This is a genomic window from Chthonomonas sp. (genome assembly GCA_016788115.1).
In the GTDB taxonomy this organism is placed as follows: domain Bacteria; phylum Armatimonadota; class Fimbriimonadia; order Fimbriimonadales; family Fimbriimonadaceae; genus UBA2391.
This window is the reverse complement of the sequence record JAEURR010000005.1, coordinates 425,177-447,075: the sequence shown is the minus strand read 5'-3', so window position 1 is coordinate 447,075 and position 21,899 is coordinate 425,177. Positions and strand designations below refer to the sequence as shown.

The 21,899-nt window shown below is 60.1% G+C and carries 25 protein-coding genes; 11 read left to right on the top strand and 14 right to left on the bottom strand.

Translation table 11 applies throughout. The annotated features are described in order from the left end of the window. Window positions 1-16: 16 nt before the first annotated feature. The 4 genes from JNM85_04755 to JNM85_04740 are packed head-to-tail and all read left to right on the top strand — an operon-like array spanning window position 17 to window position 3,452. The gene (locus JNM85_04755; GenBank protein ID MBL8087367.1) at window positions 17-652 is read left to right on the top strand and encodes an OmpH family outer membrane protein; all 636 of its coding nucleotides are present in this window, start codon (window positions 17-19) and stop codon (window positions 650-652) included. Continuing rightward, a complete protein-coding gene (locus tag JNM85_04750; protein MBL8087366.1) occupies window positions 639-1,640 on the top strand; it encodes a hypothetical protein in 1,002 nt (333 codons plus the stop codon). The genes JNM85_04755 and JNM85_04750 overlap by 14 nt, the downstream gene beginning before the upstream one ends. Then, window positions 1,637-2,650 (top strand): UDP-3-O-(3-hydroxymyristoyl)glucosamine N-acyltransferase, encoded by a 1,014-nt coding sequence (gene lpxD, locus JNM85_04745; GenBank protein ID MBL8087365.1) that lies wholly within the window; start codon window positions 1,637-1,639, stop codon window positions 2,648-2,650. The genes JNM85_04750 and lpxD overlap by 4 nt, the downstream gene beginning before the upstream one ends. Next, entirely contained in the window at window positions 2,637-3,452 is an 816-nt protein-coding gene (locus JNM85_04740) for a UDP-3-O-acyl-N-acetylglucosamine deacetylase (GenBank protein ID MBL8087364.1), read from the top strand. The genes lpxD and JNM85_04740 overlap by 14 nt, the downstream gene beginning before the upstream one ends. Here the strand turns inward: JNM85_04740 and JNM85_04735 are convergent. Next, window positions 3,449-3,883, bottom strand: a complete 435-nt coding sequence (locus JNM85_04735) for a hypothetical protein (protein ID MBL8087363.1) — start codon at window positions 3,881-3,883, stop codon at window positions 3,449-3,451. The genes JNM85_04740 and JNM85_04735 overlap by 4 nt on opposite strands. Before the next feature lie 8 nt (window positions 3,884-3,891). Continuing rightward, window positions 3,892-4,311: a hypothetical protein gene (locus JNM85_04730; GenBank protein MBL8087362.1), complete on the bottom strand. Its 420-nt coding sequence runs from the start codon at window positions 4,309-4,311 to the stop codon at window positions 3,892-3,894. Between the two features lie 80 nt (window positions 4,312-4,391). Between JNM85_04730 and JNM85_04725 the strand changes: the two genes are divergently transcribed. After that, a complete protein-coding gene (locus JNM85_04725) occupies window positions 4,392-5,618 on the top strand; it encodes a DUF1501 domain-containing protein (GenBank protein ID MBL8087361.1) in 1,227 nt (408 codons plus the stop codon). Here the strand turns inward: JNM85_04725 and JNM85_04720 are convergent. The 3 genes from JNM85_04720 to JNM85_04710 form a co-directional block, all read right to left on the bottom strand. Beyond that, window positions 5,615-6,781 (bottom strand): DnaJ domain-containing protein, encoded by a 1,167-nt coding sequence (locus JNM85_04720; GenBank protein ID MBL8087360.1) that lies wholly within the window; start codon window positions 6,779-6,781, stop codon window positions 5,615-5,617. The genes JNM85_04725 and JNM85_04720 overlap by 4 nt on opposite strands. Window positions 6,782-6,874: 93 nt before the next feature. After that, window positions 6,875-7,597: a hypothetical protein gene (locus tag JNM85_04715; protein ID MBL8087359.1), complete on the bottom strand. Its 723-nt coding sequence runs from the start codon at window positions 7,595-7,597 to the stop codon at window positions 6,875-6,877. Next, window positions 7,594-8,343, bottom strand: a complete 750-nt coding sequence (locus JNM85_04710) for a hypothetical protein (protein MBL8087358.1) — start codon at window positions 8,341-8,343, stop codon at window positions 7,594-7,596. Before JNM85_04710 ends, JNM85_04715 begins: the two co-directional genes overlap by 4 nt. 128 nt (window positions 8,344-8,471) lie before the next feature. On the opposite strand from JNM85_04710, the gene JNM85_04705 reads away from it, so the two are divergent. From JNM85_04705 to JNM85_04680, 6 genes are all read left to right on the top strand, one after another. Then, on the top strand, window positions 8,472-9,422 hold the full coding sequence (locus JNM85_04705) for a phosphotransferase (GenBank protein MBL8087357.1): 951 nt from the start codon (window positions 8,472-8,474) through the stop codon (window positions 9,420-9,422). Window positions 9,423-9,506: 84 nt separating this feature from the next. After that, the gene (locus JNM85_04700) at window positions 9,507-10,589 is read left to right on the top strand and encodes a Fic family protein (protein ID MBL8087356.1); all 1,083 of its coding nucleotides are present in this window, start codon (window positions 9,507-9,509) and stop codon (window positions 10,587-10,589) included. 9 nt (window positions 10,590-10,598) lie between these two features. Continuing rightward, window positions 10,599-11,801, top strand: coding sequence for a GTP cyclohydrolase II (gene ribA / locus JNM85_04695; protein MBL8087355.1), 1,203 nt, complete (start codon window positions 10,599-10,601; stop codon window positions 11,799-11,801). A 28-nt stretch (window positions 11,802-11,829) separates the two neighbouring features. After that, window positions 11,830-12,924, top strand: a complete 1,095-nt coding sequence (locus JNM85_04690; GenBank protein ID MBL8087354.1) for an aromatic ring-hydroxylating dioxygenase subunit alpha — start codon at window positions 11,830-11,832, stop codon at window positions 12,922-12,924. Window positions 12,925-13,137: 213 nt separating this feature from the next. Further along, window positions 13,138-13,761, top strand: coding sequence for a phosphoribosylglycinamide formyltransferase (gene purN, locus JNM85_04685; GenBank protein MBL8087353.1), 624 nt, complete (start codon window positions 13,138-13,140; stop codon window positions 13,759-13,761). Further along, on the top strand, window positions 13,758-14,366 hold the full coding sequence (locus JNM85_04680; protein MBL8087352.1) for a 1-acyl-sn-glycerol-3-phosphate acyltransferase: 609 nt from the start codon (window positions 13,758-13,760) through the stop codon (window positions 14,364-14,366). Before purN ends, JNM85_04680 begins: the two co-directional genes overlap by 4 nt. Here the strand turns inward: JNM85_04680 and JNM85_04675 are convergent. From JNM85_04675 to JNM85_04635, 9 genes are read right to left on the bottom strand one after another with little or no spacing between them, the layout of a single operon-like run. After that, the gene (locus JNM85_04675) at window positions 14,363-14,773 is read right to left on the bottom strand and encodes a cytochrome C oxidase subunit IV family protein (GenBank protein ID MBL8087351.1); all 411 of its coding nucleotides are present in this window, start codon (window positions 14,771-14,773) and stop codon (window positions 14,363-14,365) included. The genes JNM85_04680 and JNM85_04675 overlap by 4 nt on opposite strands. A gap of 4 nt (window positions 14,774-14,777) precedes the next feature. Further along, window positions 14,778-15,455: a cytochrome c oxidase subunit 3 gene (locus JNM85_04670; GenBank protein ID MBL8087350.1), complete on the bottom strand. Its 678-nt coding sequence runs from the start codon at window positions 15,453-15,455 to the stop codon at window positions 14,778-14,780. Between the two features lie 2 nt (window positions 15,456-15,457). Continuing rightward, on the bottom strand, window positions 15,458-17,125 hold the full coding sequence (locus tag JNM85_04665; protein ID MBL8087349.1) for a cbb3-type cytochrome c oxidase subunit I: 1,668 nt from the start codon (window positions 17,123-17,125) through the stop codon (window positions 15,458-15,460). After that, window positions 17,122-18,159 carry a cytochrome c oxidase subunit II gene (coxB, locus tag JNM85_04660; GenBank protein ID MBL8087348.1) on the bottom strand — a complete coding sequence of 346 codons (1,038 nt, stop codon included), beginning with the start codon at window positions 18,157-18,159 and terminating at the stop codon, window positions 17,122-17,124. The genes JNM85_04665 and coxB overlap by 4 nt, the downstream gene beginning before the upstream one ends. Window positions 18,160-18,190: 31 nt before the next feature. Then, a complete protein-coding gene (locus tag JNM85_04655; protein ID MBL8087347.1) occupies window positions 18,191-19,030 on the bottom strand; it encodes an SCO family protein in 840 nt (279 codons plus the stop codon). Next, the gene (locus JNM85_04650) at window positions 19,027-19,482 is read right to left on the bottom strand and encodes a hypothetical protein (GenBank protein ID MBL8087346.1); all 456 of its coding nucleotides are present in this window, start codon (window positions 19,480-19,482) and stop codon (window positions 19,027-19,029) included. The genes JNM85_04655 and JNM85_04650 overlap by 4 nt, the downstream gene beginning before the upstream one ends. Continuing rightward, a complete protein-coding gene (locus JNM85_04645) occupies window positions 19,469-20,662 on the bottom strand; it encodes a hypothetical protein (protein MBL8087345.1) in 1,194 nt (397 codons plus the stop codon). The genes JNM85_04650 and JNM85_04645 overlap by 14 nt, the downstream gene beginning before the upstream one ends. Next, window positions 20,659-21,327 carry a cytochrome c gene (locus JNM85_04640; GenBank protein ID MBL8087344.1) on the bottom strand — a complete coding sequence of 223 codons (669 nt, stop codon included), beginning with the start codon at window positions 21,325-21,327 and terminating at the stop codon, window positions 20,659-20,661. Before JNM85_04640 ends, JNM85_04645 begins: the two co-directional genes overlap by 4 nt. Continuing rightward, complete coding sequence (locus JNM85_04635; protein ID MBL8087343.1) at window positions 21,324-21,899, bottom strand: DUF3341 domain-containing protein; 576 nt, start codon at window positions 21,897-21,899, stop codon at window positions 21,324-21,326. Before JNM85_04635 ends, JNM85_04640 begins: the two co-directional genes overlap by 4 nt.

Below are 21,899 nucleotides of genomic sequence, written 5' to 3'. Positions count from 1 at the left end.
CCCACAAACAACCATTATGAAAATCAACACTTCAATGTTTGGATGGATCGTCGCCGCAGCGCTGGCGGTCACACTCGGGACGGCCGGATTCCAGAGCGGGTCCGAGAAGACCGGGGTCGTGGACATGCAGCGCATGGTTTCCACGAGTGAACTTGGGCTTAAGAACGAGCAAACTCTGAACGCCGCGCTGGCGTCGCGCCGGGACCTCCTGGATTTCATCCGCAAGTACGGCGTTTTGACCACGGACCAGGCCAACAAGCTGCGCACCCTGACTCTGAAGGAGAACGCGACCGAGGCCGATAAGGCCGAGATCAACCGCATCCGCAAGGAAGTCATGGATGCCAGCGACAACCGCAACAAGCTGCTGCAGAAGCCGAACCCGACCGATGCCGACCGACTGGCTCTTCAGGACTATAACAACCGTGCTCAGACGATGGGCGAAGTGATGGGCCAGTGGAGCGAGGAGTTCCAGAACGAGCTTGATCAGATCGAAACGTCGGTTCGCACGGCGACGGTCACCAAGGCCCGTCAGGTGCTGAAGGACCTCGCCAAGCAGCAGGGGTACAGCGTCGTCTTCGAGGCAAGTGTCGCGCCGTACGGAGCAAACGATCTCACGGAGGCGGGCGTGAAGGCCCTGAATGCGGCGCGGTAAGCCGCAGCTCCATTGGATTCTGCTGGGCGTAGTGCTCGCCGGGTGCGCAAGCCCGGCACTACGCCCCGTCACCGTGGACCTTTCGCGGGTCAACATTCCCGCGCGGACGGTGGCCACCACCGAAGTTTCTCTCACCACTGCCGCGCTCGGACCGGCCGAAACTGCAGCGATCTCTGCGCTGCCCGCCGCGAACTTGGGCGAATCTCCTCTTGATTCCGGCGTCAACTGGTCTGCCCGGATGGAGGCGAACCGTGAGCGGACCATCAAGCGCCTTCGCTCGTCGCTTGAGAAACAGTACCTGCGCGAAGTCACGGATGATGAAGAGGCGCGTGCGTCGGAGTCACGACCCTCGGTCGATGCCCTGATCAGCGAGGGATATGACCAGATCGACCGTCGGTTCGTCGCAACATCGGACGAGATGGGCCGTCTGCGGACCAAACTAGCGAACCGGATTGGCCACCCCGATCGTGGAGCAATGACGCCGATTCTCTGGCGACCGTGGATGATGGGTGGATCCCAGCATGTGGTCCCCATCCGCGAAGAGATCGATCGAATGGATGCAAGATTCGACCGCGATGTCGCCGCGATCCTTCGTGACATCGACGTTGGAGTGGACGCTTGGATCGTCTCGAACCGGGTCCGCACCGCCTTGCTCGAAGATCAGGCGCTCCAACGCGCTTGGAGCGAGGCGAAGGCCCGCGCCAACCGCGACCTCTTTGACCCCAGCGCTAACGCCACAGTGGACGTACCGAAGTTTGCTCCTGGCATCGGCGGTGCGCAAATCACCACGATGCCCCTGGGTAGCGTCAAGGTGCCTGCACCGTCGCGAAAATCTCAGCGTCTGCCCGCCGCTCCGTCCAAGGCACTGCTGGAAGAGGTGCAGATCTGGGCGAAGCTGCGCGGCTACCGCATCGTTACGAGCACGGGTCGAGGCGCACGAGACGCGACCGACGAGTTTCTCAATTGGCGCAGCGAGGCACGCCCATGACGCTCAGTGAATTGGCGACGCTCCTGGGCGGCGAACTGCGCGGTCCAGCCGACCTTGAAATCACTCGACCGGTCGAAGCGGGCAACCCGGACCCGCATGGAATCACGTTTGGGGAGAAAGAGGCGTTTCTGGCAAAGATTCGGGGGAGCGGTGTTGGGGCGGCTCTCGTCCCCATGGACGCTTCCGAACTCGATGTGCCAACTATCCGGCTAGCCCATCCGCGGGCGGCATTTGGCCGGGTGCTGGCCATGTTCGACCGTCCCCTTCCACTTGGTCGCGGCATCCATTCGTCCGCCGTCATTGAGCCCGGCGCGTCGGTTGCTTCTGACGCAAGGATCGGCCCTGGAGTGGTAATCCAAGCCGGAGCCACCGTCGGCTCCGGAGCGGTCATTCATGCACTCAGTTTCATCGGTGAGGGGTGCAGCGTCGGGGCGAATACCGTCATCTACCCCCGCGTGGTGCTAGTCCAAGATGTTCGTGTCGGCGAACGTTGCATCATCCACTCCGGCGCGGTCCTGGGTGCCGATGGATTCGGGTTTGCTTGGGACGGTAGTGCGCACCGTAAAGTCCCCCAAGTCGGTGGCGTACTCATCGGTGACGATGTGGAGATCGGCGCGAATACGACCATCGACCGAGCAACCTGCGGCGACACTGTCATCGGTAGTGGTACAAAGATTGACAACCTGGTGCAGATCGCGCACAACGCGAAAGTTGGCCACCACACCGTGATTGCGGCGTGCGTTGCGATGGCGGGTAGTTCCTCGGTCGGCAATGGAGTCGTAGTGGCCGGCCAGGCAGCGATCACCGACCATGCGTCGGTGGCAGACGGTAGCGTCCTCGGTGGGCGCACCGGCGTGACCAAGGACATCACAATCGCTGGAGAATACTGGGGTACCCCGGCCATCCCCGTGAAGGAAGAGCTGCGGCGACTTGCCTCGATTCGCTCGATTCCCGAGCTCCAAAAACGGATCGCAGCCCTGGAGAAGTTACTTCAAAATGATCGAGATTAAACGGAAAACTATTACTGAACCTGTTTCTTTTAGCGGGCTGAGTCTCCACGGGGGCCAGGCTGTTACTGTCACCGTCCACCCCGGGGAAAATGGCATCGCGTTTCGGTACGGCGCAAACCGCTACGCGGCAGTGCCATCGGAAGTCACCGACACGACGCGCTGCACCAAGCTGGGTGAGATCAGCACTATTGAGCACCTCATGAGTGCGCTCGCCGTTGCCGGTATCACTGACTGCGAGGTCGAAGTTTCCGGCGCGCCAGAGCTTCCGGGTCTCGACGGTTGTGCTCAAGCTTACTTCTCGAAAATTATGCAGATGCCGCATCAGGCGCTCCCCGCTCGGACCATCGACGGTCTGTTCGCCCGGGTGTACGAGAAAGGCGAAGCCCACGAGATCGCCATGGGTCGCGGTGAAGGCCGGTGGCGCTACACATTCACGAGCGGTGATCGGTTTCCGGGATTGCAGGAGTTCGAAGTGGTACTCACACCCGGGGTTTACGCCGCGGAGGTAGCGCCTGCGCGCACCTTCGCCTTTGAGTCAGAGCTTCCGGCGCTCAAGCAGATGGGGCTAGGTCAGGGGCTCGACGAGCAAAGCGCCTTTGCGATCGGGAAGGCCAGATACCTCGGAACGCCACGGTTCGCCGACGAGCCCGCACGCCACAAACTCCTTGATTTGATTGGTGACCTGTACTTGGCTGGAATCCCACCGCTCCACCTGTCCGTGGTGGCCGAGCGTTCGGGTCACACCGCCAACGTCGGCGCAGCGGCGAAGCTCCTCGCGGCCGTACGCGACCACCTCGACTAGCGAGGTAGGCCGGGGTACATCTGGCGGGAAAGCTGCTTGACGTCAATCAGCCACTTGCCGTCCTTCTTGACCAGCGCGAGCCCGAAGTTCTCATCGTAGCTGGATTCGGAGTTGGCATTTCGCATGACAGCAACGCGCACCGAGGCGTTGTTGTCGTCACTCTGCGCTTCGCTCAAGATATGCCACCGGAACATGTAGTGTTCCCCGACCTTGACCGTCTTCTCCCACCGCTTGGTGAGGTCCTCTTTGGAGACGCCGTCCATAAAGCTGTTGTCGCTAAGCGTCTTGACATCGCCCTGAGCCAACGCAGACATAAAGCGCGTCGCCGACGTCGAGACCCCCTCCTTGCTGAAGAGCAGGACACCCACGACCAACAAGGCCGCGGCAACGCACAGAATCAACAGGAGGCTAGCTCGTCCCCGAACTCTCATCGAAACCATTAAACCCCACTGAACAGGTTCAAATTCTGCGAGACGACCGGATCGATCCTCCAGCTCCGGTTGATGCGTCTCAGACGCCAGACCATGGCTGCGGTTCCGCCGTTCGAATAGGTGTACACCGTGATGACCTGCGCGACTCCGGAATCGAGCATCTCCGCGGGCCGAACTTCGAACGAAGTCCCGCGAGAGAGGTGATACGCGGCTTGATCGACGAGCCATGCCATGGAGTTATCGCCTCGGTGGTCGGGAAGGAACTGACTCACCACATCTCGCCCATTGCGTCCCAGGATCGACATGTGCAAGCGCTTGACCGCGTTCTCTGGACCCGATGAGGACGCCTGAATGGCAAACACGCCGATGGTAAGCCCTGCAAGTGCAAGCGCCGATATGATGGACAGCGGGCTGATGGGCTCACGCATACGCCCGCAGTGTACCGAAGGTGAACTTTGTGAGCCGCAGACCGTCCTGTCCTACAATAGTGTGGAGCGGAGCCTGAACCATGAACGACAACATCACTCGAAGAAACTTCATGAAATCTTCCGGCATGATCGCCGTCGGTTTGGTCGCGCCCAGCTGGCTGAGCACGATTGCCCGGGCAGATGTTGTGCGGCAGAGCAAGGGCGGCAAGCTCGACCCCGATTGCGTCCTTGTGGTGTGCCAGCTCAGCGGCGGGAACGACGGCCTGAATACGGTGGTTCCCTACGCGAACTCCCGCTACTACCAACTGCGCCCGACGCTCGCTGTCAAAGAGAGCGACGTCCTGAAAATCAACGAGCAAATTGGGTTCCATCCGGCGCTCGCGGGGCTCGCGGGTTTGTATAAGTCCGGACATGTAGCGGTCATTCAAAACGTTGGCTACCCCAACCCGAACCGCTCGCACTTCAAGAGCATGGACATCTGGCAGTCGGCTTCGCCGGAGCAGACGCTCAAGTACGGTTGGGTCGGCCGGACCACCGATTCGCTCTCTAAGACCGCCGCTAGCAATCCGGTCTTGACGATTGGACTTTCGACTGAGAAGCCCCTCGCGCTTCAGGCCGATAAGGCGTCGATTCCGTGCTTTGCATCGCTCGCCGATATCCAGGCGATGGTCGGCGATCCCGATGCGGAGCGACGTCTGCGCGAGATATCCGGGGTGGGCTCATCGGGTTCGGCGGGCCAAGTGGTTGTCGATGCGAATCGGGCCGCGCTCGATGCGATGGTGGTCTTGCGTGATCAACTCACCAAGTTCAAACCGACTCAAACTTACGGCAAAGATCGCTTCGGCGAAGGGTTCCGTCAGATCGCACAGATTGTCGCGACTTCGCCGCAGACGCGCGTGGTCTATTTCAGCGCCGGCGGATTTGATACCCACGCGAACCAGCCCGATCAGCACGCGAACCTGCTGCAAGGTTTTGGCGACGCCATCGCTGCCTTCCAAGCCGAGATGGCCGCGATCGGCAAGGACAAGAAGGTAGTGGTGCTCGTTTTCAGCGAGTTTGGTCGCCGGTCGTACGAGAATGCGAGCCACGGTACGGATCACGGCGCCGCCGCGCCGATGTTCTTGGTCGGATCGCGCGTGAAGGGTGGACTCTACGGCCCAATGCCCGACCTGGAGAACTTAGCCGACGGCGATCTGCGCTACTCCATCGACTTCAGGCAGGTGTACGCGACTGCATTGGACGATTGGATGGGAGCAGACTCGAGCGCCATCCTTGGCAAGAAGTTCGATTCGCTCGGTCTAGTTTAGCGGCTCTTCATGAACTGAAGATCCCAAACGCGCAGCACCTTATCGAGGCCGCCGGTCGCGAGCTTTGTGCCGTCCGGACTGAACGCGATGCAGCTGAGTGGCTGCGCGCTTGCCACCACGCTGGCATGACCGCGTCCCTGCGAAACGTTCCACAGTCGCATCTGTCCGTCCCGTGCCACTGATCCCAACAGAACGCCCTCAGGATGGAAGGCGATCTGCTCGATCGGTTTCTCGTGACCGAAGAAAGCCTTGACCGGTTGCAGGTCGCTCAGGCGGAAAATCCGGATCGACAGGTCCACCGCAGCGACGGCCAGCAAGTCCGAATCTGGGGAGAAAGCGAGTGCCGTCACGGTGGACCGCACGGCCTTGAACGTGTGGAGCTCGCGGCCGCTCACGCCTGACCACAGGTTCACGGTCGCGTCGGCGGAACCGGTCGCGACGAATCGCCCGTCCGGTGACCATGCCACGGCGGTCACACTCTGAGTGTGGCCGGTGCCAGCGAAGACGGCATCACCGCTCTTGGCTCGGCAAACTTGCAAGGTGTGGTGGACCGAGCCCATGGCGACGTTGCGCCCGTCGGTCGAGACGCCCACGCAGCTGACCCACTCCAGCGGACTGTTGCGCCAGCTTGCCACTCGGTCTCCCGAAAGCATCCAAACCGAAACCACGCTTTCGCTACTGCCAGCGGCGACCACGCGATCCTCGGTGAGCGCCTTCACCGTGCTCACCACGCCTCCTTCAAGCTTCAGGCGTCGCTCCAGTTCGTAGGTCTCGGGATTCCACCAGAGGACCTCATTGTCAAAAGAACTGGAAACGAGGCCGTTGGTGTCCGGAGCAAAGCTCAGGCTGTAAATCGGGGTCTTGTGCTCGCGCAGCTTGTACAGCATCGAGGCGCGGACGGTGTCCGGCTCGCGGTGGACAGTCTCGGTTGGCACATCGGTGCCCAGCGGTGGGCCCACGTTCAGCGTCGCATCGTACTCTCGCCGTCGATCGGGATCGATGAGGGTCTCGAAGGCAGCATTGATCTTTGCCATCCGCTCGTGAGCCTTTGGATCGGCATTCACATCCGGATGGAATTTTCGCGCGAGGCGTCGATAAGCTTGTCTGAGGGTCGTGACCTTAGCTTCGGAATCGACACCCAAAACTTCGTAGTGGGTCGTCACGTTCTTAGGCTCGATTATGGCGTTTCACGACAGAAAAACTCTACGTTTTGCTCCCCTCGAATGGCCCAAAGCCCAGCTTTTTGCCGGGGTGAGTTAGGACCGGGTGCGGATCTTGTACGCCCACCGTCGAAATCGAATCAACCATGGGTCTCGAATGCCGGTTGCACTCAAAAATCGATCCTGATCTCTCCGCGCAGACTCGATTTCGAGGCGCTTTTCTGCGAGATACTCCTGAGGATCGGTGTATTCAATGAGTCGGACGTGCGCATCCATGAGGAACCCGAGCCGTTTCCCCTGCGCTAGCACCCGCCTGCCACGCCACGCGTCTTCCCAGATCAAGTACTTCTCCGGACGGTCGGGCAGTTTTCCCACGTGTCGGGCAACCTCAGCCGGGAAGATGAGCATCCCCCCGAGCAGGTGATGCCCCTTCAGACAGGTCCGAAGCCGAGTCGAACCGATGCGCTCCTCCTGTCCGATGCGGCTCGCGCCCATGAGCTCCAGCATCTCGGGAGTGTCGCCGTACCAGGGGGCCACGCACCCCAAATCCGGTACATCGCGGAATGCCCGCACGGCGACCTCTTGCCATCCGGTCGCCGGGACGACGTCGTCATCCAGTGTGACGTAGAACTCGTGCCTAGACTCCAGGAGTAAGGTGTCCACCGCGGCGTTCAGCGCCGCAGGCTTCCCCGCACTCCCGTCCAAGATCACGAGCTCGGTCGGCAGCGTGAAGCTCTGGCGAATCGATTCCAACGCTTCGGCAAATCCCGGCAGTTGCTGCCGAATGGTAGGGACAACGATCTGGAACGAAGCGCTCACCGCGATTGTGCAAACCCTGGAACGAGCATTTTCCATTCGACCGTTTGGTATCCGGTGGCCAAATCCTCGGGGTAATCGAACTCTTTTTCTGGGAACTTCGCAGCGGTATCGACACGATCACGGACCGCGGTGAACTTGAGTTTGGTGCCGTTGGCCGCGACCACATCCGCTTCGGCGCGAAGCGGAACGAATGTGTCGGGTCCAACCCAAATGCGCACAGTGACTCCGGAGTTCGATCCCGGCCGTTTGGCCTGTGCGCTGACCAACCTGGCGGCCACTCCCTCGAACAGTGAATTCTCGATCTTGGTGAGAGTCAACCCCGGACGGCTTGAGACCATGAGATCGTAAATCCCGTCGAAATTCATGTTGAAGTCCCCGTCTTGCAAGAACTTTGGATCGATGGTCGGGGTCCGACCAAGCCACGCATTCCCCCCATCGAATTTGGCGACCATCTCACGTCCGGTGTAGATGAAGTAGCTCATCTTCGCGTTCGATCCAAGCAGCAAGACGGGTTGCCCGCCCGCGGATACCGAGAGCGCCCCGCGGTCTCCGTCGATGCTCCGCGTCACGCGCAAGGTCACTTTGTCTGTGGGCGTGGTCGTCGTCAGGAGCCAGCTGTCGCGGTACGCCTTCAGCTTGCGCATATCGACCCCAATTGAACGCTGGACCTCCTCAAAAGTCTTAGGGAGGGCGGGTTCTTCGCGGAGGGCGGTGCCCAGCAGCAGGGTGATGGCGGCGGTCAGCATTTGTGAGTCCTAGTATGACTGACGGACGAACCGGGTCCCGGTGACACTGACCCCGCATCAGGCCATAATTCACCCCGATCATGCCGCAGCCGTATCCCTCCCTATCCCTTCGCGGGCAAGCCCACCGCATGCGACGCATCGCGGTCCAGGCGCTCGGTGCTTGGGGGATGACCGATGCTGAGTTAAGACTGATCAATCACGGATTCAACACGACGTTTCGCGTCACGACCCACAGCGAACGATATGCCCTGCGGATCAACGTCAACTCGGTGCATAGCCTGCCCGAGACGTACGCGGAAGTGGACTGGCTTGAGCATCTTAAGCAGGAGCCCAGCCTGGACACCCCCCGACTCGTGAAAGCACGCTCCGGTGAGCCCCTCGTTCTGATCGATGATTCGGGCTTCGACCGCCCGCTGCCTTGCCTATTGTTCGAATGGTTGCCCGGCCCAAATCTCGCCGGTAGAGAGACTGTAGCGAGCTACGAATCGCTAGGCATGGCCATGCGTGCGCTCCACCGGAACACCCGGACGCTCGAGCTCTCGTCTCGTGCCGAACTCAAGGAGATCACGGACCCGCTGCTCGGCTTACCGCTCGACCTGCGCGGGCATCCGGCGGACCTGCCGCTGTTTCGGGAGGTGGTTGCCGAAGCGCAGGAATCGTTCCAAGTTCTGAGGTCTACGCCCGCCATCCCGCTGCACTATGATCTTCACGGCCACAACCTCAAGTTTCACGGCGGGAGACTTGCCGTGTTTGACTTTGACGACTGCGTAGCCGGGCGCCCCATCCTCGATCCCGCGGTAACCCTCTACTACCTGCGCAACCACCGGCGCGCCGAGCTGCTGGAGGCAGCGATGTGGAAAGGGTTCGGCTCGGGCCCCGACGCACATGGTCTCTCGGAACGACAGTTCGAGGTGATCGTCGCCGCGCGGGCCGTTCTGCTTGCCAATGACATCGTTCAGACAAACAATCGCGAGCTCCTGGACTACATCCCGACCTACCTCAAGCGGTGCGACGCTCGGCTCGCGCACTTCGCCCGCACGGGCCGATTCGATCCCAAGCAGCACGGTGAAAGTGCCTAGGGGCCATCGACACAATTTCAAGATATGTCGATTTTCTGGCAAATTTTCGACATGATCAGCTAATCTGTCGATGGTTTGAACACGATGCACGATCCAACAAAGCCGCACAATGGGCTCCCGCTCCTCCCGCCGAGCGTCGAGATCGAAACGCGTGCAGTCCTGAAGAAAGCGATCTCGGCCCGAGCTGCCCTCGCCGAACTGAAGGCCGCCTGCCACTTGCTACCGAACCCGGCGATCCTCATGCGTTCCATCGTGCTGCAAGAAGCCAAGACCAGCAGCGAAATCGAGAACATCTTCACCACCCACGACGAGCTCTATCGCGCTGCCGGGAGCAAGCTGCCCGCGACCGATCCGCACACCAAGGAGGTGCTGCGCTACCAAGATGCGGTTTGGATGGGCTACCACCATGTGTCCGTTGGCGAGCCCATCAACACGCCGTTCATCGTGCGGCTGTGCCAGGCGTTGAAGCAAGAGCCGATCGACCTGCGCTCTCGCCCGGGTACGCAGATCGCGAGCAGCAAGACCGGTGCCGTGGTGTACACGCCGCCAGTGGGACGCGAACTCATCGAGTCGTTGCTCGCGAACCTGTGCGACTACATCGGGGATCGCGACGACGAAGCCGACCCGCTGGTCAAGCTTGCGGTCGCCCACTACCAGTTCGAGGCGATCCATCCATTTCCCGACGGCAACGGACGTACTGGCCGAGTGCTCAACATCTTGCAGCTCGTCCAGAAGAAGCTCTTAGAGTGGCCGGTGCTCTACCTCAGCCGATTCTTCATCGAGAACCGGGCGGAGTACTATGCGGGCCTCCGGCGCGTGACAGAAGAGGGGGCCTGGGAAGATTGGGTGCTCTTCATCCTGGATGCGATCGAGACCACGAGTGTTGCCACCCGGTACAAGATCGTTCAGATTCAAGATGCGGCGATCGTCGCCGCAGAGCGAGCCCGGGCGGAGGTGCCCAAAGTCTTCACGAAGGAGCTCATCGAGCTCGTGTTCGAACAGCCGTACACGCGGATCAGCCACCTCGAAGAACGCGATCTCGCCAAGCGGCAAACAGCGAGCGTGTACCTCCAGGCGCTCGAATCGATCGGGCTTCTCCGCGCACACAAGGTCGGGCGCGACGTGATCTACGTCAACGACGCGTTGGTCCGCATCCTCAGCGCGTAGAATAGTGCTATGGAATTCGCAGACGTGACCAACGCGCTCGCCGACTTGCGCGAAGGCAAGATGATCATCGTGGTCGACGACCCCGACCGCGAGAACGAAGGCGATCTCATCATGGCTGCCGAATCGGTGACGCCCGATGCGATGAACTTCATGATCACGTATGGCCGCGGCGTGCCGTTCATCGCTACCACGTCGGAACGGTTCGAACAGCTCGGCATCCCCATGATGACGAAGCAAAACACCGCGCGCCTCGGCACTGCAATGGGCGAGACGGTCGACGCGCTCGAAGGCACAACCACGGGAGTGAGCGCCGCCGATCGAACGGCCACCGTCAAGGTGTTTGTCAACGATTCTGCCACCGCCACAGACCTTGGACGCCCGGGCCACATGTTGACCCTGCGAGCAGAGAAGGGGGGCGTACTGCGGCGCGCGGGCCACACCGAAGCGAGCGTGGACCTAATGGAGCTGGCGGGCATGAAGAAGGTCGCCCTCGGCTGCGAAATCCTGAACGCCGATGGCACGATGATGCGGCTACCCGACCTCATCCCGTTCGCCAAGGAGCATGGGTTCAAAGTCCTCACGATCGCCGATCTGATCGCTTACCGCCGCCGCACCGAAAAGCTGATCAAGATGGTCGCAGGTCCGATCCAGTTCCCGACCCACTTTGGCGAGTTCACCATCTCGGCCTACGAAGGCACCTTGGATGGCACGCCGTACCTCGCCATCATCAAAGGCGACGTCGCGACCGAGGAGCCCGTGCTCGTCCGTATGCACAGCTCCTGCCTCACCGGCGACATCCTGGGCTCCCTGCGTTGCGACTGCGGCGACCAGTTGCAGCTCGCGCTTCACCGCATCGAAGCGGAGGGTCGCGGCGTGGTCATCTACATTGAGCAGGAAGGCCGCGGCATCGGCATCCTCAACAAGCTTCGCGCTTACAAGCTCCAGGACGAGGGTCTCGACACGGTCGAGGCGAACCTGGCGCTTGGCTTCAAGGCGGACTTACGCGACTACGGTCAGGGTGCGCAGTTGCTCGCCGACCTCGGGATTCAGAAGATCCGTCTGATGACCAACAACCCCAAAAAGGTGAGCGGGCTCACAGGCTTTGGACTAGAAATCGTAGAGCAAGTGCCGATTGTTAGTGAGCCGAATGAGTACAGCCAGCGCTACCTTGAGACCAAGCGCACCAAACTTGGGCACCAACTGCCGGACTGAGCCGGGCTAGCATCCTCAAGGCCGCCGTATGAGTGATTCTCGGTTCTTTGTCGATCCTGATATCCGCAAGGCGAGTACGCTTCCGGCTGAGTTTTATTCGGATACCGAAATATGGGAATCAGCCAAAGAGTCGGTGTTTGGGTCGAGCTGGCAGTGGATTGGAGACTCCGATCCCGTCAAGATCCCCGGTCAGGTGTGGCCCTTCACCCTCTTGCCGGGAGTCTTGGATGAGCCGCTCCTGCTCACGCGCGATTCCAAGGACCAGCTTCGGTGTCTGAGCAACGTCTGCACGCACCGCGGCATGCTCGTGTGCGAAGGCGCGGGGAACGAGCGGTACCTACGTTGTCGATACCACGGTCGCAGATTCGGGCTCGACGGTCAGTTCCAGCACATGCCCGAGTTCGAAGGCGTGGAGGGATTCCCCACCGAAGCGGATCATCTGCCGCAAGTCCCGCTGGAGGCATTCGGGCCGTACCTCTTCACCTCCTTGACCCCGGTTGCCCCGTTCAGCGAGGTATTTGGCCCGATTGTGGATCGCTTGGGATGGCTTCCACTGCATGAGTTTCGGTACGTTCCGGAGGAGTCGCGGGACTATGTGGTGAAGTCCCACTGGGCGCTGTACGTCGATAACTATTTGGAGGGGTTCCACATCCCGTTCATCCACGCGGCTCTGAACGAAACGGTCGACTACGACACGTACGCCACGGAGCTGTACCCTTACGCGAATCTGCAGCTCGCGGAGTCCAAAGACGGCCAGGGTGTCTTCGACTTGCCTCCCAGTTCGCCCGACTTCGGACGCGCGATCTCCGCCTACTATTGGTGGGTCTTCCCGAACCTGATGCTGAACTTCTACCCGTGGGGGCTCAGTGTGAACGTCGTGCGACCGCTTGCCCAAGACCTCACACGCGTGAGCTTTATTCGCTACGTGTGGGGCGACCGAAAGCCAGAGGGCGGGGCCGGTGCAGACCTAGACCGCGTAGAGCGAGAAGACGAGGTGGTCGTCGAGGCGGTTCAGCGTGGATTGCGTTCGCGCTACTACGATCGGGGACGCTTCTCACCGCTGCGAGAGATCGGGACTCACCACTTCCATCGGCTGCTGGCCGAATCGATCCGCACAAAATGAAGCGCGGGGAGAACCTGAAGCTCTCAACCCGCGCCTTCTCCTCTCTCTGACCTTCACTCCCAACCGTAGGTCCGCCTCATAGACTTGTGTGGAGGCCGGTGACCCCGTGTCAGGGACGGGACTCTCCTTGGCTGCATGCAGCGCGTTCCCGTAACCCCTATTGAACTGCATTTTGGGGTCCTGTTCAAACCTAGAAAGGACAATCTGGCATAAATGCCGGGAGTGTTTCAGGCGGGTACGATCTGCGTCGTGCAGGCGCGAATGGTCATCCTCGTAGGTTCAAGAGGTCGTGGTTCGAACATGGCCAATCTCGTGACCGCTTGCTCTGACGGGCGGCTCGCCGCCGACCCCGTGCTCGTGATTTGCGCCCGGATCGACGCACCGGCCTGCGCCGTCGCGACCCAGCTTGGAATCACCGTCGAGGTCGTATCACCCAAGAGCGAATCGTACGCCTCGGGCCTCATGCGGGTGCTCGAATCGGCGCGGCCGACCGTGATCTGTCTCGCTGGGTACATGAGCCTGCTCCCGCGGATCGTCGTGCAGGCCTTTGCGGGCCGCATCCTGAACATCCATCCCGCATTGCTGCCCAAGTACGGCGGCAAAGGGATGTACGGGATGCACGTGCACGAGGCGGTCCTGGCCCACGGGGAGTCGGAGTCTGGCTGCACAGTACACCTGGTTACCGAAGAGTACGACGAGGGTGCGATCTTGCTCCAGAAGCGATGCGAAGTTCTCTCCGATGACACTGTCGAGACTTTGGCGGCGCGGGTACTCCAGCTTGAGCACCAGGCCTATCCCGAGGCGGTCGCGACGCTGCTGGCGGGGGTCAAGTCTTGAAGCTCGGCTACCGGCTGGTGGTTGGGATTGCGCGAGGGCTGTTCTGGGTGCTCGGTGCGGTCCGGGTGCGCGGTAGCGCGTCGGTGCCCGACAAGGGAGCAGTGCTCATCGTCGCCAACCACCGGTCGGACTGTGATCCACCAGTGGTCCAAATCGCGACCCCAAGGCACGTCCACTTCATGGCGAAGAGTGAGCTCTTCGAAATGCCGAGCGTTGGCTGGTTCTTGCGTTGGTGGCAAGCGTTTCCGGTGAAACGCGGCGCTCCAGACCGAGGCGCACTGCGCGAGGCGATCAACCGCCTGAAGGCTGGGCACTGCGTATGCATCTTCCCGGAGGGCCAGCTCAGTGCCACGGGCCTACTTCAAGAGGTGTTGCCCGGAGCAATGCTCGTGGCACGCCAAGCGGGGGTTCCGATGGTGTGCTTGGGTCTGCAAGGGACGAACCGAGTGATGCCCTACGGCAGTCTGGTGCCTCGACCAAGCCTTCATTCCATCCGCGCGGAGTTTGGCGATCGGCGTATGGTCACCAACGACGACTCGAACGAAGAGCTCGCCCTCTGGGTAGAGGGCGAGCTCAAACGGCTGACCGGCGAAACCCTTGATTAGGGCGTAGGATCTCCGAGACCCGTGTTCTCAATCGGAGTATTGTCCCTTACGCGCTGCAGCGCGGTAGGGGTCTGCTTCTCCCAGCCTCGCACCGGCTCATAGCGGCGCGTGCCGTAGTCGATGAACGACAGGAACATCAGCAGGAACGTCCCGAAGCCGAGCACGACGTACATCTTGGTCAGGTTGGACGAGTACTTGACCCCCATGAAGAACCAGATGACGAGGCAGGCTTTGATGACCGCGATGCCCATGGCGATCACGTTGTTGATGAACGAGTTCCAGGGACCCGAGAACGCGTGTACTGGGAAGTAGGCCACGAACACGGTGATTCCCATGAACACCATCAGCAGGAAGAAGTTTCTCCCGAGTTCGAACCTAGTTGGATGAGCGTGAGTTTTTCCGGCCATGGCGTTATTGGGGCATCAAGTAGAACAACGGGAATAGGAAGATCCACACGAGGTCCACAAAGTGCCAGTAGAGACCGATGAGCTCGGTCGGGATGTAGTCGTTCTTGACAAACACGCTGTCGCGGTGGACGAGGATTGCCAAGGTTCCGATGATGAGGATGCCGATGATGACGTGAAGGCCGTGCAGCCCCGTCATGGCGAAGTACAGGCTGAAGAAGAGCTCAGCGACGCCCGCGGGCACCTTGTCGTTGTGCCACTGGAAGTTCGCGCCTGGCAGCAGGTGGTGCGCAATCTTCTCCTTGTACTCGAAGAACTTAACAACCAAGAATCCGCAAGCGCACGCAATCGTCGCGCCCAGACACATAAGCTGAGCACGCTTTTGCCGGTGCTGCGCGTAGTAGACCGCCATCGCCATCGTGAAGGACGAAGTCAGGAGGATGACCGTGTTGAGGCCGCCCATCGGAATGTGCAGTTCTTTGTGGACTTCGTACCAGTACGGCTGGTGCTTCCAGCGGTACAGGCTGTACATCCAGAAGAGGGCTCCGAAGAACATGACTTCGGTGACCAAGAACGCCCACATGCCGACGACGTAGCTCTCGTTCTGCTGTTCGAGATCTTCGAACTGCTCGAAGACCGCTCCGTACTCGCCCGGAGCTAAGCGATCGCTGTGCCCGTGGCCCATCGTTAGTCCTCCCCTCGAGCGGCTCGCTCGCGTTCGTAAACGCGCTCATCCGCTTCTGCGTCGTAGTCGTAGGCATCGCCGGTGATGACCGGGATCTCGTGGAAGTTGTGTGGATCTGGAGGCGAATCGGTCTCCCATTCCAAGCCCTTCGCGCCCCACGGGTTGGGTGGAGCGAGCTTGCCGCTCTTGAGCGATTTGAGCAGGTAGAAGGCGGGAAGGATGAATCCGACGGCGAGGACCGAAGACCCGAGGGTCGAAGCGATCTGCCAGATCTGGAAGTCCGTGTTGAAGTAGTAGTAGTGGTACCGTCGCGGCATCCCCATGTAGCCCGCGATGAACTGCGGGAAGAACGTAAGGTTGAAACCTAGGAAGACGACCACGGCGTTGTACTTTGCCAGCGTCTCGGGATACATACGGCCCGTCATCTTGGGCCACCAGAAGTGCAATGCGCCCAGGAACGCGAGCACCGTTCCACCGACCATGACGTAGTGGAAGTGCGCGACGATGAAGTACGTACCGGTGAGGTGGACGTCTGTGGCCAGCGAGGCCAGGTACAGGCCGGTGAGACCGCCGATGACGAAGAGCCCCAAGAAGCCGATGGCGTAGACCATGGGTGCGCTCAACCAGATCGAACCCTTGATCATCGTGAACGACCAGTTGAACACCTTGATGGCGCTCGGGACCGCGACGAGGAAGCTCACGAGCGAGAAGAACACGCCCTGGTACATCGATTGGCTGGAGATGAACATGTGGTGTCCCCAGACCAAGAAGCCGAGACCGGCGATACCGAGCGATGACATCGCCACGAATCGGTAACCGAAGATGCGGCTTCGCGAGAAGCACGAGATGATCTCGCTGATGACACCCATGGCCGGCAGGATCATGATGTAGACCGCCGGGTGCGAGTAGAACCAAAACATGTGCTGGAAGAGCACCGGGTCGCCACCCAACTCTGGGCTGAAAACGCCCAGGTGGATCGTGCGCTCAAGCACCACCAGCAGCAGCGTGATGGCGACGACGGGCGTGCCCAGAAGGATGATAAGCGAAGTCGCGTAGTGGCCCCAGATGAAGAGCGGCAGTCGCCACCAAGTCATGCCGGGAGCGCGCATCTTATGAATGGTTGCGATGAAGTTGACGGCCGTTGCGATGCTGGAAAAGCCCGCAATGAACGCTCCGACGAGCACCATCGTCACCTGCGAGTTCGAATACATGGAGCTCAGCGGGGTGTAGAAGGTCCAGCCGGTATCGACGCCTCCCCACATCATGGCAACCAAGCCGAACAGGCCCGCGATCATGAAGAGGTACCAGCTCAGCAGGTTGAGCCTGGGGAATGCAAGGTCCCGGGCACCCACCATCAATGGCACCAAAAAGTTCCCGAACACCGCCGGAATGGCGACGAGCAGGAAGAAGAAGATCATGATCACGCCATGGGCGGTGAACATCTTGTTGTACGTTTCGCTGGCCATCAGCAGGCCGCGCGGCGACGTCAACTCGATGCGAACCATCGAGGCGGCCAAGGAACCCAGGAAGAAGAAGAACGTGACGCTGATGAGATACAGCATCGCGATCCGCTTGTGGTCCTTGGTCAACAGCCAGGACTTCAAGGTGTGCGAGACGTTTAAGTAGTTGACCTTCTCAGTGGTTGCGCTGTGTGTGGACACCTCGCTCATAATTGCTGCCTCTCAGGTTGCGCCGGAGTCGCTGCACCGGCTGGTGTCGGGTTCCCGGCGGATGCTGGTACAGCGGCCGCTCCAGGGGTCATAGATCGGATGTATTCGACGATGGCCAGCAGCTGCTCTTCGCTGATCTGCTTCTTGTACTCGTACACAGGCATGCTCGTGTCATAGCCCTTCGTGATTCGGCCGTACGGGTTGATGATCGACTCACGAATGTAGTTCTGATCGACGGTGCCCGAAGTGCCATTCTCAAACTCGCGGCGCGTGTTATAAATTCCGACCAGAGACGGGCCATCGGAGGTGTTATTCGGACCGTGGCACGAACCGCAGTTAAACTCGTCGTAGTAATATTTGCCTTGCTCGACGATGGTCTTCGGCTTTGGATTGAAGCGGTTGCCGCCCGAGGCAAGCCATTCGTCAAATTCTCGTTGCGAATTCACGTAGACGTAGCCACCCATCTCCGAGTGCTGCGTGCCACAGTGGATTGTGCAGAAGAGGTGGAACTTGCCCGTCTTGGTTGGTTCAAACCAGAGCTGCGTGTACCGGCCCGGCACCACGTGGTACTGCACCCGCATCTCGGGGAGATAGAAACCGTGGATCACGTCTTGCGAGATCATCGTGACCTTGACCGGTCGTCCGATGGGCAGGTGAATCTCATTGTTCTCACGAACTCCGTTCGGGTGTTGCACATGCCACATCCACTGCTTTCCGATGACGAAAATCTCGTAAGCGTCCTTCGGCGGTGTGCGCATGTCCAGGTAGATCTTGGAAGACCACGCGAAGATGCCTAGGCCCAAGAGTGTTGGGATCCCAAGGAAGATCATCTCCAGCTTGTGATTGTCATGAACCGGATTGGAGCGATCGACATGGGTGCCTCGTCGATACTTCGCGACGAAGTAGATCACCATCACGCCCACGATTAGCGTGAAGACCGCAGCCAGCGCGCTGATCGTGTAGAACAGCGCATCGTGCGGCCCAGCAAAGTTACTTGCTTTTTCTGGCGCAAACCGAATCGTCCAGTTGTTCATTGTTGCGAATCCTTGGCAGATGACTTCATTTTCAATTGGGTGTGCTCGTCCGTCGGCGTCGCTCCATGACGACGATGCTGCAGATCAGAGCGAGAACGGTCGCGATACCGCTGACCTTGAGTGCTTGCAAGACGACGAGCTTGTACTTGCCCTTGGTAGGGTCGTACTCCAGGCATCCGAATAGGATCTTCTGTGCTTCCGGACCAATCTTTTGCGCGTCTGCGGTCTTCAGCGCGTCCATCACCATCTTGGGCACGTAGTCCACGCCATAGAAGTAGCGGGAAATGACGCCGTCGCGGGTGAGGATCATGATCCCAGCCGGGTGATTGATCAGGGTTCCATCCGCAGTTTGCTTGAGCTGATAGCGAAAGCCGAGCGCCTGAGTCACGGTCTGGACCGACTTTGGCGAGCCGGTGAGAAAGTGCCATCCGTTCTCGACACCTTGCTTATGTAGCGTATCGTGGACGACTTCGCTGATCAGTCCCTTTTTCTTCATCGCATCCTTTGCGGTTTCGGCCGGGTCGATGCTGATGCAGACCATATCGTAATCCTGGCCAAGTCGGAAAGTCTTGAAGTCACGGACACAGTCCAGCACGCCATTAAAGATCAGGTTGCAGGAGCTGTTGCAGTTGTAGAAGATCGGCATGACGATCACGGGGCGCGTCTTGATGACGTCGCGTAGCAAGATCTTCTTGCCGGACTCGTCCGTGAACTCGGTAGCCAGGGGCACGATCGATCGACGCTTGTCATCGATGCCGATGTTGTCCGTAATCTTCGGGTTGAGTGCGCCCGACGAATCAGTGTATTGAGCGTGGGACACCCACGGCATCAATGCCAACGCGCAAACACCCAGTGCGGCTCGGTATGTCACGGAGTTGTTGCCTCCTGGGCGGCCGGGGCTGACGCGCTAAGCCCCGTTTTGGCCAGTCGGTCGATCGCCGCATCCACCGGGATGCGCACGATGCCCTTTTCCTTGTCCACATAACCGTAGGTTGTCATCGCTTCGAGCTCAGCCTTGCGTAGGTCGGCGATGTCGGTCTTCGCGGTGATGTTGCTTTGGAGCAGCGGCGCAGGCGGAAGCGTTGCACGCCCGCTCGGCGACTGTCGGTCGAAGGTGGACATGAACGAGCTGCGGCCCTGGACGACACGGTCGTAGATCATGAGCACGAGGAATGTGGCTACCAGCGACACCGCGCACAGTATCACAAGGCTAACGCTCGATCCCTTGCCGATCTTGCCGAAGTCAAAGTCTCGATGCTCGTAACCGGCGCTGACGGCTTTCTCAAGTTCTTGTGGGTTCTCAGGTTCGTTATGCGTGGACATGAGCAGCCTCCGATTGTTTCTTGGTCTCGACAAGGCGTTGATCGTGAGCAGGGAGAAGATTCGATTGGCTTGCTTCCTTGCCGAAAGTCCAGAACCAGAATGCGCCCAAGCTCAGGAAGCAGGTGACGTCCGTCCATGCGAAGTGATCGCGGAAGAACGGGATGATGATCCAGTACCAGTCCGGGATACGCATCACGAAGATCAGTACCGCCAGCCACATCAGCTTGTTGGTGTCTCGCTTGGCGCGCGGCGAGAGCAGCGCGGTCCAGGGCAGGAAGAATGCGAAGAACACATTGAACGCGCCGAGGAGGTTCCAGAACCCACCCTGTCGGTTTGCGAAGTAGGACGTGAACTCCGGCAAGTTGCCCGACCAGATGATTAGGAACTGGCTGACCGTCATGTATCCCCACAGCATGGTGAACATGAACAGCAGGTTGCCGAGGTCGCGTTGCAGCGCGGGGGTCACCACACTCTTGTAGGGCTCAACGTTCTTGTATCGGGTGATGATGAACGTCGCGAGCGAGAGTGCCGCCAGCGAGGAGTAGATCACAAAAAGGAAACCGTAGATGGTGGAGAACCAGTGCGGATCGAGCGACATCACCCAGTCGGTGATCGCGAAGGTCATCGTGATGACGAACGCGATGATCCCGCCCGCGCCCCACGAAGAGCGCTTGGCTCCCAGTCGTGGGTCGGGAGAGTTGTCGTCTTGGCGGGTACTGCGCTTGAAGTACGCCGAGAACCCGATCCAGACGAGGAAGTAGAGCACCGTGCGCGCAAGGAAGAACGGAACGTTCAAATAGCCTTGCTTGTGGGCCAGAATCAGGTCCGCCGGATCTGGATGGGTCCAGTGGTGGTAGACCTCATTGATGCCCAGCGCGATTGGCGCGAAGAGCAGCAAGAAGGTGATGAGCATGCGGGGTCCACCGCCCGCTTCGAAGAGCCGCAGCGTCGCCAGTCCCCAGCTGCCGCGCACCGTGTGATGCAGCGTGACCAACCCAAGGCAGCCCAGCGTCAGCGACACCCAGAACATGTACGAAAAAACGTAAGAGCTCAGGAACGTCTCTTTCGAAACGGTGTAGCTCAGGATCGTGACTGCGACGCCCATGATCGCGAGGATCAAGCCGGTGTTACCTAGGCGGGCAAAGTTCAAGCCAGGAGCATTGTTGTGCTGCTCGCTCATTCGTGCCCTCCCGTCTTCTCAACTGTCGGTTTCGTCGATCCGGGATTGTTCAGCATTTTCAACTCTTCGGCGGTCAATTCGCTGGCTTTGGTGTTCTGGCTCATCTGCAGCGCCCGAATGTAGGCTACGATCGCCCAGCGGTCGTCGGTCTTCACGCGGCTCGCTTGGCTGTACATCGTGCCGTAGCCGCGTGCGATGACGTTGTAGAAGTGGCCCAACGGCATATTGCGCAGGCGATCCGTGTGGTAGCTGGCTGGCGGGCGCTTGAGGACCAATCCGCGCTGCGAGATCATCCCCTTGCCGTCGCCCGTGTCGCCGTGGCAGTGCGAGCAATAGATGTGGAATCGCTCTTGACCGCGCTGCAAAACCTTCTTCAGGTCCTTCTTGGTATCCACCTTTTCGCCAAGGATCGTGAGCGTGGCCGGGAGTGCGTTCACGAGCTTGCCGTCCACGCGCCCCTCGAATCGTGCGCTGTCGGTCTTTGCGCCGCCCATGGGGACCGTGCCCTCGACGAGTGGCCGCGAGCTCATGCCATCGTCAAACAGCTCGTTCTTCTGGTACGGATGGTGGTGCTTGGGCTGGACCCACATGTCGGTGTGGCATCCAGTCATCACCACGCCAGCGCACGCCAGCAGCGTGATGGAGCGCAGTTGGGATCGACTCACTTACTTTCCTCCGGCTCTTCGCCGTACACGTTGCTCACGTTGACTGCGCCAAGCTTCTGAAGCAGCGCGTGAACTTCCTTCTCGTCGAAATTGGGATCGGACTTCTCCACGCAAAGGAAGAAAGTGTCCTGCGAGGCCCGCTCGAAGTTGGGCGTGTTGAAGATCGGGTGGTATGGCCGGGGCAGACCATTGAACAGCAGCATCGAGATCGCTGCCGCCAGGCCCGCGAACAAGATCGTGCACTCGTACGCCACGGGGATGAAGCTCGGCCAGCTGAACTTGGGTCGACCACCGACGTTCATCGGGTAGCCCACCATGTTCACCCACGCTTCCAGTCCCATACCGGTCACCAGTCCGGCCAATCCCGCGAGGAAGATCGACCACTGAACCTTGGCGCACTTGAAGCCGATGGCGTCATCGAGCCCGTGGACCGGGAACGGCGTGTAGCAATCGAGCTGAGTGTAGCCAGCCTCTCGGACGCGGTTTGCGGCCCGCAGAATGTCTTCCGAAGCGTGGAACTCCGCCACGATGCCGTGGAACATCGGATCGTTTTGTATTGCGACGGCAGCCAT

Bases quoted from the DNA above. Each gene is read 5' to 3' on its own strand.
- JNM85_04755 (MBL8087367.1), top strand. From the start codon at position 17: ATGAAAATCAACACTTCAATGTTTGGATGGATCGTCGCCGCAGCGCTG.
- JNM85_04750 (MBL8087366.1), top strand. From the start codon at position 639: ATGCGGCGCGGTAAGCCGCAGCTCCATTGGATTCTGCTGGGCGTAGTG.
- lpxD (MBL8087365.1), top strand. From the start codon at position 1,637: ATGACGCTCAGTGAATTGGCGACGCTCCTGGGCGGCGAACTGCGCGGT.
- JNM85_04740 (MBL8087364.1), top strand. From the start codon at position 2,637: ATGATCGAGATTAAACGGAAAACTATTACTGAACCTGTTTCTTTTAGC.
- JNM85_04735 (MBL8087363.1), bottom strand. From the start codon at position 3,883: ATGAGAGTTCGGGGACGAGCTAGCCTCCTGTTGATTCTGTGCGTTGCC.
- JNM85_04730 (MBL8087362.1), bottom strand. From the start codon at position 4,311: ATGCGTGAGCCCATCAGCCCGCTGTCCATCATATCGGCGCTTGCACTT.
- JNM85_04725 (MBL8087361.1), top strand. From the start codon at position 4,392: ATGAACGACAACATCACTCGAAGAAACTTCATGAAATCTTCCGGCATG.
- JNM85_04710 (MBL8087358.1), bottom strand. From the start codon at position 8,343: ATGCTGACCGCCGCCATCACCCTGCTGCTGGGCACCGCCCTCCGCGAA.
- JNM85_04705 (MBL8087357.1), top strand. From the start codon at position 8,472: ATGCGACGCATCGCGGTCCAGGCGCTCGGTGCTTGGGGGATGACCGAT.
- JNM85_04700 (MBL8087356.1), top strand. From the start codon at position 9,507: ATGCACGATCCAACAAAGCCGCACAATGGGCTCCCGCTCCTCCCGCCG.
- ribA (MBL8087355.1), top strand. From the start codon at position 10,599: ATGGAATTCGCAGACGTGACCAACGCGCTCGCCGACTTGCGCGAAGGC.
- JNM85_04690 (MBL8087354.1), top strand. From the start codon at position 11,830: ATGAGTGATTCTCGGTTCTTTGTCGATCCTGATATCCGCAAGGCGAGT.
- purN (MBL8087353.1), top strand. From the start codon at position 13,138: ATGCCGGGAGTGTTTCAGGCGGGTACGATCTGCGTCGTGCAGGCGCGA.
- JNM85_04675 (MBL8087351.1), bottom strand. From the start codon at position 14,773: ATGGCCGGAAAAACTCACGCTCATCCAACTAGGTTCGAACTCGGGAGA.
- JNM85_04670 (MBL8087350.1), bottom strand. From the start codon at position 15,455: ATGGGCCACGGGCACAGCGATCGCTTAGCTCCGGGCGAGTACGGAGCG.
- JNM85_04665 (MBL8087349.1), bottom strand. From the start codon at position 17,125: ATGAGCGAGGTGTCCACACACAGCGCAACCACTGAGAAGGTCAACTAC.
- coxB (MBL8087348.1), bottom strand. From the start codon at position 18,159: ATGAACAACTGGACGATTCGGTTTGCGCCAGAAAAAGCAAGTAACTTT.
- JNM85_04650 (MBL8087346.1), bottom strand. From the start codon at position 19,482: ATGTCCACGCATAACGAACCTGAGAACCCACAAGAACTTGAGAAAGCC.
- JNM85_04645 (MBL8087345.1), bottom strand. From the start codon at position 20,662: ATGAGCGAGCAGCACAACAATGCTCCTGGCTTGAACTTTGCCCGCCTA.
- JNM85_04635 (MBL8087343.1), bottom strand. From the start codon at position 21,899: ATGGCTGCCGTCGCAATACAAAACGATCCGATGTTCCACGGCATCGTG.